9 protein-coding genes are annotated in these 16,414 nt (G+C 51.9%); 4 read left to right on the plus strand and 5 right to left on the minus strand.

From position 1 onward, the window contains the following. Positions 1 to 73: 73 nt before the first annotated feature. Positions 74 to 496, minus strand: a complete 423-nt coding sequence (locus tag HNV11_RS17115; RefSeq protein ID WP_171740818.1) for a hypothetical protein — start codon at positions 494 to 496, stop codon at positions 74 to 76. 28 nt (positions 497 to 524) lie between these two features. Then, positions 525 to 1,046: a hypothetical protein gene (locus HNV11_RS17120; protein WP_171740819.1), complete on the minus strand. Its 522-nt coding sequence runs from the start codon at positions 1,044 to 1,046 to the stop codon at positions 525 to 527. A gap of 376 nt (positions 1,047 to 1,422) precedes the next feature. On the opposite strand from HNV11_RS17120, the gene HNV11_RS17125 reads away from it, so the two are divergent. Continuing rightward, positions 1,423 to 3,111, plus strand: a complete 1,689-nt coding sequence (locus HNV11_RS17125) for a T9SS type A sorting domain-containing protein (RefSeq protein ID WP_171740820.1) — start codon at positions 1,423 to 1,425, stop codon at positions 3,109 to 3,111. Between the two features lie 349 nt (positions 3,112 to 3,460). Here the strand turns inward: HNV11_RS17125 and HNV11_RS17130 are convergent, their stop codons facing one another. Together HNV11_RS17130 and HNV11_RS17135 are read right to left on the minus strand one after the other, a co-directional pair. Further along, positions 3,461 to 4,987: a SusD/RagB family nutrient-binding outer membrane lipoprotein gene (locus tag HNV11_RS17130; RefSeq protein WP_171740821.1), complete on the minus strand. Its 1,527-nt coding sequence runs from the start codon at positions 4,985 to 4,987 to the stop codon at positions 3,461 to 3,463. Between the two features lie 21 nt (positions 4,988 to 5,008). Next, complete coding sequence (locus HNV11_RS17135) at positions 5,009 to 8,236, minus strand: SusC/RagA family TonB-linked outer membrane protein (RefSeq protein ID WP_171740822.1); 3,228 nt, start codon at positions 8,234 to 8,236, stop codon at positions 5,009 to 5,011. A 788-nt stretch (positions 8,237 to 9,024) separates the two neighbouring features. Here HNV11_RS17135 and HNV11_RS17140 point away from each other — a divergent pair. From HNV11_RS17140 to HNV11_RS17150, 3 genes are read left to right on the plus strand one after another with little or no spacing between them, the layout of a single operon-like run. Next, positions 9,025 to 12,276, plus strand: coding sequence for a SusC/RagA family TonB-linked outer membrane protein (locus HNV11_RS17140; RefSeq protein WP_171740823.1), 3,252 nt, complete (start codon positions 9,025 to 9,027; stop codon positions 12,274 to 12,276). A 53-nt stretch (positions 12,277 to 12,329) separates the two neighbouring features. Next, a complete protein-coding gene (locus HNV11_RS17145) occupies positions 12,330 to 13,799 on the plus strand; it encodes a SusD/RagB family nutrient-binding outer membrane lipoprotein (RefSeq protein WP_240163513.1) in 1,470 nt (489 codons plus the stop codon). Positions 13,800 to 13,826: 27 nt separating this feature from the next. Next, on the plus strand, positions 13,827 to 14,666 hold the full coding sequence (locus tag HNV11_RS17150) for a BT_3987 domain-containing protein (RefSeq protein WP_171740825.1): 840 nt from the start codon (positions 13,827 to 13,829) through the stop codon (positions 14,664 to 14,666). A 71-nt stretch (positions 14,667 to 14,737) separates the two neighbouring features. On the opposite strand, the gene HNV11_RS17155 is transcribed toward HNV11_RS17150, so the two are convergent. Then, positions 14,738 to 16,222 (minus strand): glycoside hydrolase family 130 protein, encoded by a 1,485-nt coding sequence (locus tag HNV11_RS17155; RefSeq protein ID WP_171740826.1) that lies wholly within the window; start codon positions 16,220 to 16,222, stop codon positions 14,738 to 14,740. Positions 16,223 to 16,414: the final 192 nt, after the last annotated feature.

A 16,414-nucleotide genomic window follows, 5' to 3' on the forward strand; every position in this document is an offset into this window, starting at 1 on the left:
CGTTCCAGCCCACAAAAAAAGGCGAACCAACGGCTCGCCCCAATATATTCTCAAAAAACACAAAAAATAATCGTTACGAATTGCCCAGCGTACGATCTGGCTCGTTGGCCCGCGTAGCCGGTATAGCACCTTCGGTTGTGCTGCGGTTCCAGTCAGCGTCGGCTACTTTCGAGTCCGACGACATATTACTGTCCGACGGGTGATAGGCCGTCATCGGGTTATCTTCGTCCGTGGAAGCATCTTCCGCGTCTGCCGGCATTTGTGCCACATTGGTAGCGTTGTTATCGGGTTCGTCGGCCAGCGCTACGGTTTCCTGGTAATCTTCAGGTACATCCGTATCGTTACTGTCGGCCACCCGTGAAGGCAGATCGTTTTCCAGATTTTTATCGTTCAGCTGCGCCAGGCCAAGATCGGGATGAATCCCCATGGTGCTGTGCATCTCCTGAGCCGCATTGGACTCGGTACTTTCTTTCCGGGAATTGCTGCTTACGCTCATAACGTTGGTGATTTTGGGTTGTGTTCGCTTAATACGTGGGCTTGTTGTCCAGCTCGGTACCGGTTTGAGCCAGCTCATCGTCATTATGTTGATCGGCGTCGGTTGTCAGTTCCTCGTCTTCGTCGCCGTCATTCTGCTGCTTGGCTTCTTCCTGCGCTTTTGGAACCCCAACCTGATCGGCTGAACCGTAATCGTCCGGACCGTGAGTTGTTACGTCGACCATGGCGGTATTGGTTTTCTCTGCGCCGGCAACGGCACTGTTGGCTCCTTCGTCGGTTACCTCCATGGTGCTGTTGTCCCGATCATTCATACGGAGAACCCCGTTCTGGCTATCCATATCGGTGCTGCCAATGCCCCGATTGTTACGGCCGTCCTGACCACCCCGAACCTGCATGCTATCAAGCCCGTTAGCCGAGTTCTCCTGCTCAGGCCGGTGTCGATTATCTTCCATTCGTAGATCAGCATCAGCATCGTCCGACCCAAATGGGCCTTCAGTCCGACCGTTTATCTGCGCTTCCTGACGCTCTACGTCTTCTTCGTCGTTATCCATTTTGCTGAGTCTGTTTGTTAATTAGATAACCGACATCTAAACAAAAAGTTTGACTGCTTAACCCTGCCCAAAGCCCAGTAATCAGATGTAACTACTCTGCAATTTTACCCCTGTAGAGCGCTGAATAGACACTAAAAAAAGCCTTAAAAAACCGGATATGACCTAAAAAACACCGCTTAGTAAATAGCATTCCCTTACGATAAATCACCCTAAAAAAAATACCACTGCACCCACAAATCCTTCTACATTTGCGAGCAATTAGTCACTCAACGGTCACAGTCAACTACTTTTTATTTCCGGGCACATGACTAGACAAACAAAGTCAGCTAAATTGCCCGCTCATATTTTCATACAGCAACGATAAATGCTCAAGCCCATGAAGAAAGCATTACCTTTATTACTTTCAACGTTATTAACAATCCCTCTATGGGGTCAAACAATTAATGACGTTCATGTTGTCAACGCGACAACAAAAATCGCCGTCGTCTGCGCAGGCGGAACGTTTGACGTTGCCTTTGAGGTGAACAACTTCAAATGTCCCGGTACTGTATTTACGATTGAGTTGGTTAAGCCCGGTGGCAGCGGGCCGGTAGTTGTAGCCTCTACAACTATTACAGACCCTCCTGTTAATAACGTTGTTTCGCTGACGATGCCAACGGATGCGGCTGAGATGTCGTTGTATCAGGCGAAAGTGTACAGCACCCGTCCTGGTAACTGCAGCAGAGATCCTCTCCGGGCTACGGGTAACACAGTCGATATTCGCGTACGCTCAAGCACCGCTCAGGTCGGCTACCTGCTGCCTCCCTACAACGGAGCGCCCAAAGCCGGACCTTTAAATATCTGCGTAGGTCAGCAGTTCCAACTGTTCGCTTCTCCGAACGATGCCGGTATCAACTATACCTGGACAGGACTGGAAAGCGGCTTTGATCCACTGACCAATATTGACCCGAACGCCGATCGTATCCAGACCACGGCGCGTACTGCCGGCAATTATACAGCAACGGCAACGCCGAGTTTTCCTACCTCGCGCGGCTGTATGGTTACCCCAGGAACCATTGCAATCAATGTTAGTGGCGCAGCAGCGAAGCCAACGATCACAGCTTCACGCCCTACCGTCTGCGAAGGTGGTTCAACCACACTGTCTCTCACCAACAGCTGCCCCGGTACGGTTACCTGGAATAATGGCTCGGGCGATATTGGCACAGGTAACAGCATAACGGTTAGCCCAACGGCTACGACGAATTATACGGCGAAGTGCACGACGACTGGTAACTGCGGTGGCTCACAGACATCGGATCCGCTGACGGTCAACGTAACCAGCATTGTTATCGACATGATTGCTGTTGGCGTTACGCCCAGCAGCCCGACCTCGGGTCCCCGCACGGGTGATATTAAGCTGAACCTGTCGAACGGTGATGTGCTGACGTACCCGGCACCCCGGATGTGGACGGCATTGATCATGCCAAACTGCCCCGGCTCGGAGTCGGTACAAATGCAGTTGAATGGCCCCGGCCTGAGCTTCAGCACGGTAGAAAACTATGAGCCTTACGCGTTGTTCTTCAACCAGGGTACCAGCACATTCTACACGATCAACGACCCGGATCGGGGTATTGGTCCAGCTTACAACAACGGCTGGCCAACTGGTAATTACACCTTAACGGTTACTCCCCGGGATCAGGATGGTTCGCAGTCGGGTACCTTACCAAAAGATCGGACTCCGCAAGGAAACGCACTGGGTACCAAAACGGTGAACTTTACCATCAACGATCCGGGCGGCAGTTCGCGTGTTGGTTCGTTCGTTACGGAGAATGTTCGCGTTCATGCTTACCCGAACCCAACCATCGATCGCCTGAGTGTTGATATCAAAGCGGGTGTACGCCAGTCCGTATCGGTTCTGCTGACCGACCTGCAGGGCCGCTCAGTCTACCAGAATACGGTAACGACGAGCGAGGATACGCACCACGAGGATATCAACATCTATAAGCAACCTTCGGGTATCTACCTGCTGAAGGTTGTAACGCCAGAGCGCGTTGAGATGCTGAAGGTCATTAAGCCAAGCAATTAACTTAATAGTTGGATAAAGCGTAATGCGAAAAGCGGGCTGACTGTGTCGGCCCGCTTTTTTGTTGCTGGTATAACTTCCTTTCTAAGACAGGCAGGCTACAATCTTTGGTGTTAACATCAATCTGCAACTTCGTCCAGAACTCTACCCAACCCCAAAAACAATATCTTGCTTACGTCCAGAGCCGAAGTTCATAATCAGCATGAAGCATCGATCTTGGGCGACGGCTTGCCTGATACAAATCAGAATAATCCTGCTTTGCACACAGTTTATTATCAGGCAGGTTTTTCTCTTATAAAAAAACAGGGCCATCCTTGATGGCCCTGTTCACAAAATAAACGTTCAGGATGGTTTAGTCAACGTCCCAGAACAGTCGGCTGGTAAATACATCAATGGTGCCCTGGCCGGTTACATTAGCGGTGTTTGATCCGGCTTCCGTATTCGGGTAGAATAGGCGTACAGGACGCCGGGCGTCGGTCACCTGAACACTTTGGGGCGTCACCGGCAAGCCTGTTTTCCGATACTCCGACCAGGCTTCAAAGCCGCTCAGATTAGCATATGCCAGCCACTTCTGGATGGCAATAGCCGCCAGCTTATCGGTTGAAGCGTCCCAATCATAGTTATTAACTTTGCTGCCTTTGTAAACATCGGCACCGGCCGGGTTAGCGCCCAGCGCCCGGAACGATTGCTTGATACCTTCTTCGAAGTATGACTTGGCTGTGCCCGGCAGCGTAACGTCCGGAAAGCGCTGTTTGGCTTCGGCCAGGTTCAACTGCACTTCAGCCGCCGTCATGATAATAAACGGCCGGTTAAACTGCCCCCGTATCAGCAGGCTCGGACCAAGGGCGCTGGTATTACCAGGCAGATAGCCCGACGAAGCTCCGAATGGCGTACCGACGTAATTAGCCGCTACTTCACGAGCCGTGCTGACACCCGGATTTGACTGGTTTTCATTCCCAACGGCATAAGCAATGCGCTTTAACCGGAGCGTGTCGCCCGATGCTTTCAAGCTGTTGACCAGGAACTGGGTAACGCGCGGAAAATTATTCAAGGCCCGACGGGCACCTGTTTCGCTGTAGCCCCAACGGTCATAGATTGGGTTGATTTTACCGGCAGTGGCTACATAGAAGTTCGGTCCTCCAACGGCAACGTCTTCGCCGGTAATGAAACCAGCGCCACCCGTTACGATCTTGTTGATCTCGGTCCTGATATACGACTCCCGACCCGCCACGCGGGCCTGCCGCATCAGAATCCGCATTTTTACCGAGTTGGCAAACTGCGCCCATTTAGTCGTGTTACCACCAAACATAATATCCGACGAGCCGAGGGTACCCGTAAAGGCATTGGCTTTGATATCCGTAATGGCTTCGTCCAGCAGCGTAATCAGTGATTCGTACACAGCCTTCTGGTCATCGAACTTTGGGGCCAGTACAGCGTTTGCTTTCAGCGCTTCCGTATAGGGAAGGTTACCGTACATATCCACCAACTGCTGATAAATCATGGCTTTCATCACCTTAGCCGGACCTTTCAGAAACTTCTGATTGTTGGCATCAGCATTGTCGATTACGTACTGATAGTCATAAAGATTATCGTAATAACCATCCCAATAGTTGAAATCACCGTTGGTAAAGTTATAGCCGAACTGCGTCGTGCTGATGATGTACCCGTTCGATTGCGTCCACTGACCCGCCCAGTACGAACCCAGTTCATTAATACCCAGCAGGTTCTGCGTCGTCGTGTTCTGGGCATTGGTAAACACGTAGTTAGGCGTGGCCGTCGGCAGCGTGTTCGGGTTGGTGTTTATATCAAAAAAGTCCTCCTTACAGGCACTATTGGCCAGCGTTAGAGCGGCTAACAAAAAAGCTACTTTTAGTTTCATATCGGTCTGAATGACGGATGATTAGAATGTCAGGTTAAGATTAACACCGTACTGACGTACCGGTGGCGTTTGCAAGGTATTGTTGATACCAATACCAACTGCTGTGCTCGTCGACGGTAAACCGATGTCGCCCGGAGACGGACTGCCCTGATAGCTGAATTCCGGATCCGTGTAATAGTTCTTCTTGTCGACAATCGTCAATATGTTACGACCATAAAGAGCAATGCTGCCGCCGGTGAAGAGCCGCGTTTTAGACAAGAGGCTTTGCGGCAGAGAGTACGACAGGTTGATGTCCCGGAGCTTGATGAACCAGGCCGGAGCCACGAAGTTCTCGGAAATCAGCCGGTAGCTATCTACCCACAGAGCATATTCAGCCTCGCGCACCTGAACCGTGGTGTTTGGCGTGACCGTTTTTCCGTCGCTACCCAGAATTGCCGAGTTGGGGTAGAGGTGCGGGAACCGGTTTTCAGTCCACTTGCCCGAGCCGGTAAAGGTCATCTGACGGCCCAGATCACTGAACATTACGTTGCCACCCCGGTATTCGAAGTTAAACGTGAACCCAAAGTTACCGTACTCCACCTTCGAACCCAGACCAGCGATATGGCGGGGCAGAGTTCCTCCACGCGGTGAAAGCGTCGTCTGGCGCAGCGGATAACCCGTAGTGGGGTTAACCAGTACGTAACCCGAACCGTCCGGCGCATACTGATAGCCATCGGTTTTCAGGATCGGGAACCGCTCACCTTTAATTACGTTCGTGTTGGCGTAAGAGTAGCCGCCGTACTGGAACTCATTGATGCCCGGATACAGGTCAATTACCTTGTTGTCGTTGTATGAATAGCGCAGACTGGCATCCCAGGTAAACTTGCCACCGCGGGCGATGAGGTATTTCAGTTCGGCTTCATACCCCCAGTTCTTGGTTTCGCCGACGTTGATCAGCAGGTTGCTGAAGCCCGTTGTGTTCGGTATGCGAACCGTGATTACCTGACCTTCCGAACGCTGAGTATAGGCCGATACGTCGAGGTTGATCCGGTTGTTCAGCAACTGAAACTCGCCCCCAACTTCAGCAGAGTACACCACTTCAGGCCGCAGGTTTGCATCGGGCAGGCGGTTACCAACCGTCAGACCAACCGTGTTGCCATATGGGAAACCGGCCCCGTTACTGTAGACCAGATCGAGCCCATAAAGCGGAATGTTGTCATTGGCATTTTTGTTGTAGTTCGCCCGAATTTTAGCGTAGTTCAGGAACGACGACTTGATAGGCAGTGCATCGGTAGCAATGAACGAAACGGCCGCTCCATAGTATGGGTACGACCACGAATTGGTCGGCCGCGTCGACTTATAGAATCGCGACGTCTGGTCATAGCGGAACGATCCGTTCAGAATCAGCCAGTTCTTGTAGTTCGAGCTCAGGTCGGCGTAGTAACCCACCCGGCGTTCGAGTGTATTGTTCTCGCCACCTGTTAATTCGCCTTGCCGGTTCGCTACGTTGTACACATCAGGCACAACGATGGAGCTTGACCCAACGGCTATTCCTTTCGTCGTACGCTGATATACGCTGTTACCCAGAATCAACTTATTCTGGAACGCACCGAATGTTTTGTCGGCCTGAATCAGGAACTCGTTGTTCACTACGTTCTCCGTACCGGAGTAATCCAACACAGCGCCGAGAACATCGGAAATGGCCCGGTAGATGCCTGTACCGTCACCTTCGCGGAAGAAAGGCTCAGGAATAAAGGATTTCGTCTTGGCCCAGTCCGTGTAGGTGAACTTACCCGTGGTATTCTTGCCCGTCCGGGAGTTGTTCATCACACCCAGCCGTTCCGTGAACGTAAGCCAGGGAGTTGCGCGCAGGTTCAGATTAATGTTTCCGTTCAGGTTCGCGTCTTTGTACTTAGCCCGGTTATTATCAGCGTTAAAATAAGGGTTGTTATAATAATCGTTATAAAAACCATTCGGGTTAGCCAGTGGATCGGTCTGCCAGTCGCGCAGATCACTCAGCGGCAGGTTAGCCGGCTGGTTGATCACGTCATTGTAGAAGTCAGACGTAGTCCGGTCGTAGGCAGCCTGAATATAGGCAGCGTTAAAGCTGGCTGTCAGTTTGCCGTATTCTTTAGTACCAGACAGACGGGCACCCGTCCGCTCGCTTTTATCGTGGGGAACAATACCGGCAATCTTCTGATTCTCCAGCGACAGATAGAACGAGCTGGTTTCATCGCCCCCCTGGAAGTTGATCTGGTTGTTCATCGACACGCCCGTATTAAACGCTTTCCGCCGACCGTTCTTAATGGCTGCGTAAGGAACTATCAACTGACTACCGTCTTCAGCTGTGCGACCCATGATCCGCTGCGAGCCATCGAACGGATCACCAAATTGCTGGTTTTCGTATGAACGCCAGTTGCCCTGCATCCGTACCAGCGGATCGTTGCTGTAACCGGCTGAGCCAAAAGCAGGATAATAGTGCGAACCCGATCCAAACTTATCCTGGAACTGGGGCAGAAAGCTGACCTGCTCAATGTTAGTGCTGTTCGAATAGCTAACGCGCAGTTTGCCTTTAGTGCCTTTCTTGGTTGTGATAAGAATAGCGCCGTTGATACCTGCCGAGCCATATAGTGTAGCCGCCTGACCACCCTTCAGAATCGAGACACTCTCAATGTCGTTGGGGTTAATCGTAGCCAGAATCGTCGAGGTAGTCTGCATACCGTCCAGCACGACCAGGGCTTCGTTGTTACCCGTCAGCGACCGGTAGCCCCGCAGCACGACCTTTACGGAAGGGTCCACGCTGTTGTTAACGTTGTAAACCGCCAGGCCCGTTACCTTACCCGAAAGTGCCTGCGCCAACTGGGGCGAACGACCCACGGTGACGTCGCCGGTTTCCACCTTCGATACGGCATACCCAAGTTCACGCTGGCTTTTCCGGATGCCCTGCGCCGTCACCACAATCTCCTGCAGTTGCGATGCGTCGGGTTTCAGAGCCAGGCTTACAGTTGTCTGGTTTTCGATCTTAACGCTTTCCGATCGGAAACCGATAAAGCTGATTTGTAGTACAGCTCCCTTAGCGACATTAATGCTGTAAGTTCCGTCCGCGCTGGTTGTAGTGCCCTGGGTTGTTCCTTTTACAACGATACTAACCCCTGGGAGAGCAGAGCCGTCTTCTGATGAAGTGATCTTTCCAGAGATGGCCCGATCCTGAGCCAGCAAGGGAATAGCAAATAAACACAGTAAGAACTGCGTCAGTAAAAATTTACGCATAGGATATTGTTTAAGTTAAGAATAAATAATGCTTCTCTGGAGCAAATATACCAAGGAATCAAAGAAAACAAAATTTGGCATTTTCTCCCCCTGACCTGGACGAATAAATCGCTCAACGAGTTGCTGGGCAATATTATTCTGATATACTCAACACATTTCCCTACAAATTACCTAGACAAAAAAACCGCTATTTTAAATGTCTTAGCGTATACCGTCTTACACTGGAGACAATTTACCATCGGGACAGCCTCCCACCGATAAGCACATCAACGCATTGATATTTTCAAACGTAACGCGACGTTCTGAGAGGGGGCTTTCCTTTACCATACGCTAACAAACAGAAGCAGTGGTTTATGGGGTTGACCGGAACACACGAGCGATCTCCCGAGCCCGAATTATTACTTAGAGTGAGGGTAAGGGCTGGTTTGCTAAGCCAGAAAACTTTTTTCTGAATTTCAAGTTTCAGCCCTATAAGTCACTGTAATCTATCTGCTTGATCTATTTGTGTTTACCGTTGACGGCATAGTGCCTCTGATAACTCATCAAGGCCTAAGGAAAGTACTTAAGCGCCACTCGATCCAATAGGTAAAATCACCTAAAAGTATAATTTCTTAATAATTCGGATTCATTACGAATCAGACCTCATTTCTTCACCATAATACTCAGTCGTAACGTATTTACCTAAGTTTTAGAGCTATGTTCAGCCGAATTAGCGTTTGTTGCGTTTAAAAAATGTTAATTTTGGCTTAACTTAAATTTCTAGTTCAAATTAATCTCCATCAACTTTTATGAGAAAAGTTCTAATTGGAAGCTGGCTTCTGTCGTTGCTGTTCTGCCTGCCACTGATGGCGCAGGATGCAGCTGTGACCGGGCGCGTTACTTCATCAGATGACGGCTCTGCGCTGCCGGGGGTTAGCATCGTCGTGAAGGGAACTAGTCGCGGGACCACAACCAACGCCGATGGAACCTACCGGATCAACGCCGGTCCTAACTCAACGCTAACGTTTTCATTTGTCGGGTTTAAAACCCAGGACGTAGCGGTCGGCAACCGCAGTACGATCAATATAACTCTGGAGACGGATGCGTCGACGCTGAATGAGGTAGTTGTAACGGGATTTGGTATACGTCGGACCGAGCGCGAGATTGGTACTTCCATCACCAAAATCAATAGCGCCCAGATCAACCAGGCGGCTCCGGTCAATATCGCAAACGGCTTGACAGGTAAAGTCGCTGGTCTGCAGGTCAATCTGACCAACAACGCCGTCGGGGCCTCCCCCCGTCTGACAATTCGTGGTAACCGGTCGTTCCTGGGTAATAACCAGGCGTTGCTGGTTGTGGATGGGGCTCTGACCGACATCAGTTTTCTGTCGTCAATCAACCCCAACGACATTGAAAGCACGACGATTTTGAAAGGCCCCAGCGCGGCAGCTCTGTATGGATCGGATGCCTCAAATGGCGTGCTGGTTATCACCACCAAACGAGGAACCACCAACAACCGGCCGCAGATTTCGTACACCAACAACACCCAGTTTGAGAGCGTTTCGTACATGCCTACGCTTCAGAACAGATACGGGTCGAACGGTGGTGAAGGAGCTCCGTTCCTCGATGCCAATGGTCAGCGACTTTACGTTCCTTACGAAAACCAGCAGTTTGGTCCGGCTTATGATGGTTCCATGCAGCCGCTGGGTTACGGCGTACAGGTGCGGAACCCCGATGGGACGATCTCGCTCGATACGCTGATGGTTCCTTATCAGGCGCTGGCAAAAGATCCCCGCAAGGCGTTCTTTAACACGGGTGCTACTATTCAGCATGATCTGTCTTACCGGGTAGGCGATGCCCAGAACTTCTTTGGGCTGGGTATCCAGCGGGTTGACCAGACGGGTATTGTCCCGAATGACCGCTTCAACCGGACGAACCTGCTGATCAACGGCGGCCGGACCATCGAGAAATTTACGGCTACGGCAAAAGCAAACTTTACCTATCAGAATACCAACATTGAAAACGGCGACTTCGGTCAGGGCCGTCCGGTTTACTGGAACCTGCTGAACCAGCCGGCACATGCTCCGCTGACCGATCCCCGGCTTAAGGACATTACCTCGCCCTATGGGGATGTAAACGGTTATTTCAACGCCTATTATCCGAACCCCTGGTGGCAGGTAACCGGCGACAATTCGCGCCAGGTTAGCAACCAGTATAACTTCCAGGGATATACAGACGTAGCGTATCAGTTCACGCCCTGGCTGAACGTACTGTACCGGGTGTCGGGGCAATTGTCGAACCTGCAGTACAAATCCCACGTGGCCGACGTGACCTTCAGCGATTATGCCATTGGCGACCCCTGGGGCGCGGGTAATATCGCGTCGTCGGTTCGTCACCGCAGCGCGACCGTTACCGACCAGACCGACACACGGACCCGCTTTACCGGCGACCTGCTGGTCACGTTGAGCCCAACATTTGGCAACTTTACAACCAGGCTGATCCTGGGTCAGCAGACCCGCACGGATTATCGTCGGTACACGTATGCCAACGCAGCAGCACTTGTCATTCCGGGCGTTTACAACATTTCGAACCGACTGGGTGAACCGAACGTACAGGAATATAATTCGCAGAGCCGCCTGCTGGGTGCCTTCGGCGATCTGACCTTAGGCTACCGGGACTTCCTGTTTCTGCACGCCACGGGCCGGAATGACTGGACCTCCCTGCTGGCACCAGGCAACCGTTCGTTCTTCTACCCTAGTGTTGATGCGTCGGTTATCCTGACTGAGGCCATTCCCGCGCTGAAGAACAACAACACGCTGACGTACCTGAAACTGCGCGGGGGCGTAGCCAAGGCCGGTAACGTAAACGTGGCGGCTTACCAGTTGCAGAATGTGTTTAACCCCGGCACGAATCAGTCGACGGGTGGTAATCCGGCTTCGGGCGGTACGCAGTTCCCATTTGGCAGCCAAGCTGGCTTTGAACTGGGCAACCAGCAGAACGACCCCAACCTGAAACCCGAATTCACGACTAACCGCGAAATAGGTTTCGAAATGGGCCTGTTCAGCTACGTAAACCTGGAAGCCGTGTACTACAACACGACGACGATTAACCAGACTGTACCAATCCAGATATCGCGGGCTACGGGCTATACGTCGGCGCTGATCAATACCGGTACAATGGAAAACCGGGGTGTTGAGCTGGAACTGCGGACCCTGCGCCCCATTGTCAATGCCGGTGGCTTTACGTGGAATATCAATACAAACTATACCTTCCTCGACAACAAGGTAACGGCCGTATATGCCGGTCTCGACCGGATCAATATTCCGCAGAGCAGTGGCGCGGGTTCTTCGGTTTATGCCGCTGTTGGTCAGCCTTATCCAGCCCTATACCTGTCGGACATTCAGCGGGTGGCCGACGTAAACAGCCCGTATTATGGTCAGCCGATTGTTAATTCAACCACGGGTTATCCAATCCTAGACGCCAATATCAAGTATTTCGGCACCACCCAGCCCCGTCACCGTTTTGGCCTGACCAATACCTTTGCATACAACGATTTTACGCTATCGGCAGTGGTTGAATATCGGGGCGGTAACGTAATCTACAACGCGCTGGGCAATGCCCTTGAATTTACGGGAGCGGGCATCCGGTCAACGTACAACGGTCGGCAGAATTTCATTTATCCAAACTCGGTTATTCAGAATCCCGACGGGTCGTTTTCACCCAACACGAGCGTATCGACCCGCGATGGCAACCTCGAATTCTGGACAAACTCAGGTTTCCACAACGCCGGTTCGAGCTACGTAACCAGTGCGGCTTTCTGGAAGTTGCGTGAGGTCGTTCTTGGCTATAACGTGCCGGCTGCTTTCCTGAGCAAGCTCAAAGTGTTCCGGTCGCTGAACGTTGCCGTAACGGGCCGTAACCTGCTGATGCTGCGTCCGAAAACAAACGTCTTCTCAGACCCCGAGTTTTCGCTCGATAATAGTAACGCGCAGGGTACAACCAACGAATATCAGACGCCCCCCACCCGTTTCTATGGTTTCCGGGTAAGCCTTGGGTTCTAACACTTAATCAACAAATTCCAATGTTCAATATAAAGAAGACAACTGTTGGGGCTTTGGCAGCACTGCTTCTGGTAGCAACGAGCTGTAAAGAAGATTACCTCAACATCAATAATAACCCAAACCAGGCTACGTCGGCAACGCCGGAGCTGGTTTTGCCAGGTGCACTAGCCTCGTCGGCCAGCTACATTCAGACCCGGTTCCCGTTTCTGAACCTCTGGATGGGCTACTGGAACTGGAGCGGTAACTACTCCATCGGTACATCGGACAAGAACTATCAGTTCACGAACGCGTTTGGAGCGGGTATCTGGGACAATGGCTACCTGATCCTGAAGAACTATAATTACATCGACACGCAGGGAGCCGCCCTGAATCAGCCCGTGGTGCAGGCCATGGCCAAAATCATGAAAGCCTTTCACTTTCAGATTCTGGTCGATACCTATGGCAACGTTCCGTACACCGAAGCACTATCGGGCGTAAGCACGGCCTCGCCCAAATACGACGATCAGGTAGCGATTTACGAAGACCTGTTTAAACAGATCGATGCCGCACTGGCACTTTTTGACCAGGCCGACAAGCTCTCTGAACAGGGCGGTACGGTGCTGAACCCGGGAACGAACGACATTATGTTCCACGGTGACCTCGACGAGTGGCGCCGGTTTGCCAATACGCTGAAGCTGCGGATGCTGCTGCGCCAGTCCGAAAAACCGGAACGTCAGGCGTTTATTCAGTCGCAGCTGACTGTGCTTAAAGCTTCGCCATATGGCTTCCTGGAGGCTAGGGAGAACGCTGCGGTTAACCCTGGTTATACCAACTCGGCCAACCGGCAGAATCCGTTCTATGGCAACTTCGGCAGCACCGTAACCGGTACGCCAACTGAGCTGAACAACCAGTACAAGGCCAATAAATACGCCATTGACTTTTATCAGCAGACCAACGACCCGCGTCTGGGCCGGTTCTACTTTCCGGTAGGAGGAACGGGAACCAATTTTAACGCTACGTTCTTTGGCACCATTGCTCCGCTGGTAAACAGTCAGGTATCGGCCATCGGTCCGGCCCTGATTGCTGCTCCTGATCAGGATGCGGTCATTCTCTCGTCGCACGAAGCGTTATTCCTGCAGGCCGAAGCGGCTCAGCGCGGCTGGATTACCGGCAACGCCAAAACGCTGTATCAGCAGGCCATCACCGAATCGTTCCTGAACGTGGGCCTGACGGCTGCGCAGGCCGCAACTTACTACTCGCAGGCAATCAACAATGTAGGCTGGGATGCATCGCCCAATAAACTCCAGGCAATCATTACGCAGAAATGGGCGTCGCTAAACGGGTTCTCGCCGTTTGAAGCCTGGTCGGATTACCGCCGGTTAGGGTATCCGAACGTACCGATCTCGCAGGACCCAAGTACCACCATCCGGCAGATTCCGATTCGGTTGCTGTATCCGCAGAGCGAGTATAACTACAACCAGACCAACGTGAACGCGCAGGGAACGGTCAGCCAGTTTACAACGAAGATTTTCTGGGAGAAATAAGACGTCAACACTCGTAAAGCTATTACTATGAAAAAGTTTTTATACGTTGTCGCAGCTGCGGGCCTGACGGCCAGTCTGAGCTCGTGCCTGAACGACGACGAACATTACGTTGATTTCAAGAATGTAGGCGCTATTGCGGAGATTCCGTCGTCGGCTTTTTACGGCATCGAAGACGCGCGCAGCTACCTGCAGGTGGCAGCCGCTACCGATTCGTTCGACGTAAACATTGCTTCGCCGAACATGCCATCGCAGAATACCGACGTAACGGTTGCGATTGATCCGGCTGCGCTGACGGCTTACAACACGCAGAATGGCACGAACTATCAGATTCTTCCTGCATCGCTGTATAAGCTGCTCACGCCAACGGTAACGGTAAGAGCTGGCACCCGGCTGGCCCCGGTGGCTTTTCAGCTGAACACCACCACGCTGAAGTTTACGGATAACTACGCGGTTCCGTTCGTGCTGAAAAGCGCAACGAACGGCGTAACGGTGAGCAGCAACTACGGCACCAAGATCATAGCGATCAAGCTTCGGAATAACTACGAAGGAACGTATCAGGCAACGGGGCAGTTTGTTCACCCAACGGCGGGTACCCGGGCCATTAACCGGTCCAAGACGCTAAACAGCATCGACGCCAACACCAGCCAGACCGAATACGCCGATCTGGGGGGTAGCGGCTTTCTGATGTGGCTGCGGGTGAATGCAGATAATACGGTTACCATTATCCCCAGGGGCAGCACGCCAACTACGGTGCAGACAGGTACGAATTCGTATAATCCGGCTACCCGGACCTTTACGCTGAGTTATCAGTATGCCGGTGCCGGTGGGAACCGGGTAATTACCGAAACCATTCGACGCGTTAACTAACTGGCGTTACGTTCATTAACAGAAAAGGCAGCTCAAACGAGCTGCCTTTTCTATTTAAACTTTTCCTGCGATTAGCGGGCAATATCTGCCACCAGTTCGGGCTTAGCCTTGCCCGTCAGCTCGGCCAGTAGCTCGTCGACATTGACAGTAGCAAAACTGCTGGCGTAATCCGACATGGCGTACGGGATAATCAACTCGCGGCCGTTAATAAGTCCTCCGCAGCTATAGACGACATTGGGTACGTAGCCTTCGCGCTCATTTTCATCCGGGCTCAGAATCGGCTCGGTGGTTCGGCCAATGACCTTGCTGGGATCATTCAGGTCGAGCAGAAATGCGCCAATGGCGTATTTACGCATGGGGCCGACGCCGTGGCTCAGTACCAGCCAGCCTGCTTCCGTCTCAATTGGCGAGCCGCAGTTACCGAGTTGCACGTACTCCCAATGGTAGGTTGGCTTCATGATCAGTTCTTTCGTCTGCCAGAAATACAGGTCATCCGAATACATCAGGTAGATATTCTCGCCGTCCTGTCTCGAAATCATGGCGTATTTGCCATTAATCTTCCGCGGGAACAGGGCCATTCCCTTGTTCGCAACCTCGGCTCCGTTAAGCGTGCTGACGCTAAAGTGCGAAAAATCTTTGGTAGCCAGCAGCTGCGGAAACGTAACACGACCGTTATAGGCCGTATAGGTAGCGTAGTAGGTTACTTCGTCGTTATCCTCAGTGAACTGCACGAACCGGGCATCTTCAATACCGTTGGTTTCGTTAGGCGAGGTAGGAAAAATGCAGCGTTCATCGAGGCTCTGATCGTCATCAAAATCAATCTCGTAGTTCGACCGGGCCAGCGCCAGCAGTCCGCTGGCAATGGTCTCATACTCCGCATTGTAACGATACTGCGCCGATATACGCTTTATCTGTGCTTCCAGCTCGGGCAGACTAAACTCCTCGCCCAGGCCGATCATCATTTTTTCCTGAATGCTGTTTTCGAGTCGCAGTTCATAGAGCTTACGCTCAAACTGAGTCCGGTTGAAGCGGTGGTTTGGTACAATTTCGGGCGATGTTACGTAGCGCGACGGTTTCCGCAACACGATCTTGCCTTCTTCGTCGATATAGCCCATTCGGAACGAGATAGACGATACGTGCCCCTCTCCCGTTGCCCGCAGGCTGAGAATGAATCGCTTGTAGCCCGGCGGCACGTTGGTCTGATCGGGATGCCAGATCATCGACGGGTTGAACAGAGCCGCTGATTCGAGCGAATACTCCATCGTAAAATAAGCTCCGAGCAGCAGTTTACGTTCGAGGCTCAGCGGTTCGTCGGTCAGCAGCTGGGGTCGTATCTGCTCGAACCGCTGGAGGAGAAACCGCTCCAGTTTATAATGACGACCGCCAAATTCCCGGATAACTTCGTTGAGTTTAACTTCTACCTCGGCATCCGACATAGCATTGACGCGGGCAATAATTTTCAGCGTCCGGGTGCTGCCCAGCTCAAACGGGCGGAATAAAACGCGGGTGGGATCGGGCCGTAACACAATTCCGGTGCGGGTGGCTTTTACACTCATAGGTAATACGATACGGTGTTGTTACTCTACTAAACGAAAAGGGTTAACAAATTCCGTTCCACAAGCGATTCACAGTTGCCCCTTCTTCATTTCGACATAAGGTTAAACGAAGAAGACGCCGAAAACAAGATAGCTCATCGGTAAATTGGAGCAGTTTGTTTTTGGCGTCTTCCCGGTAAATGTCTGACTACT

Source organism: Spirosoma taeanense (assembly GCF_013127955.1).
Classification (GTDB): Bacteria; Bacteroidota; Bacteroidia; order Cytophagales; family Spirosomataceae; genus Spirosoma; species Spirosoma taeanense.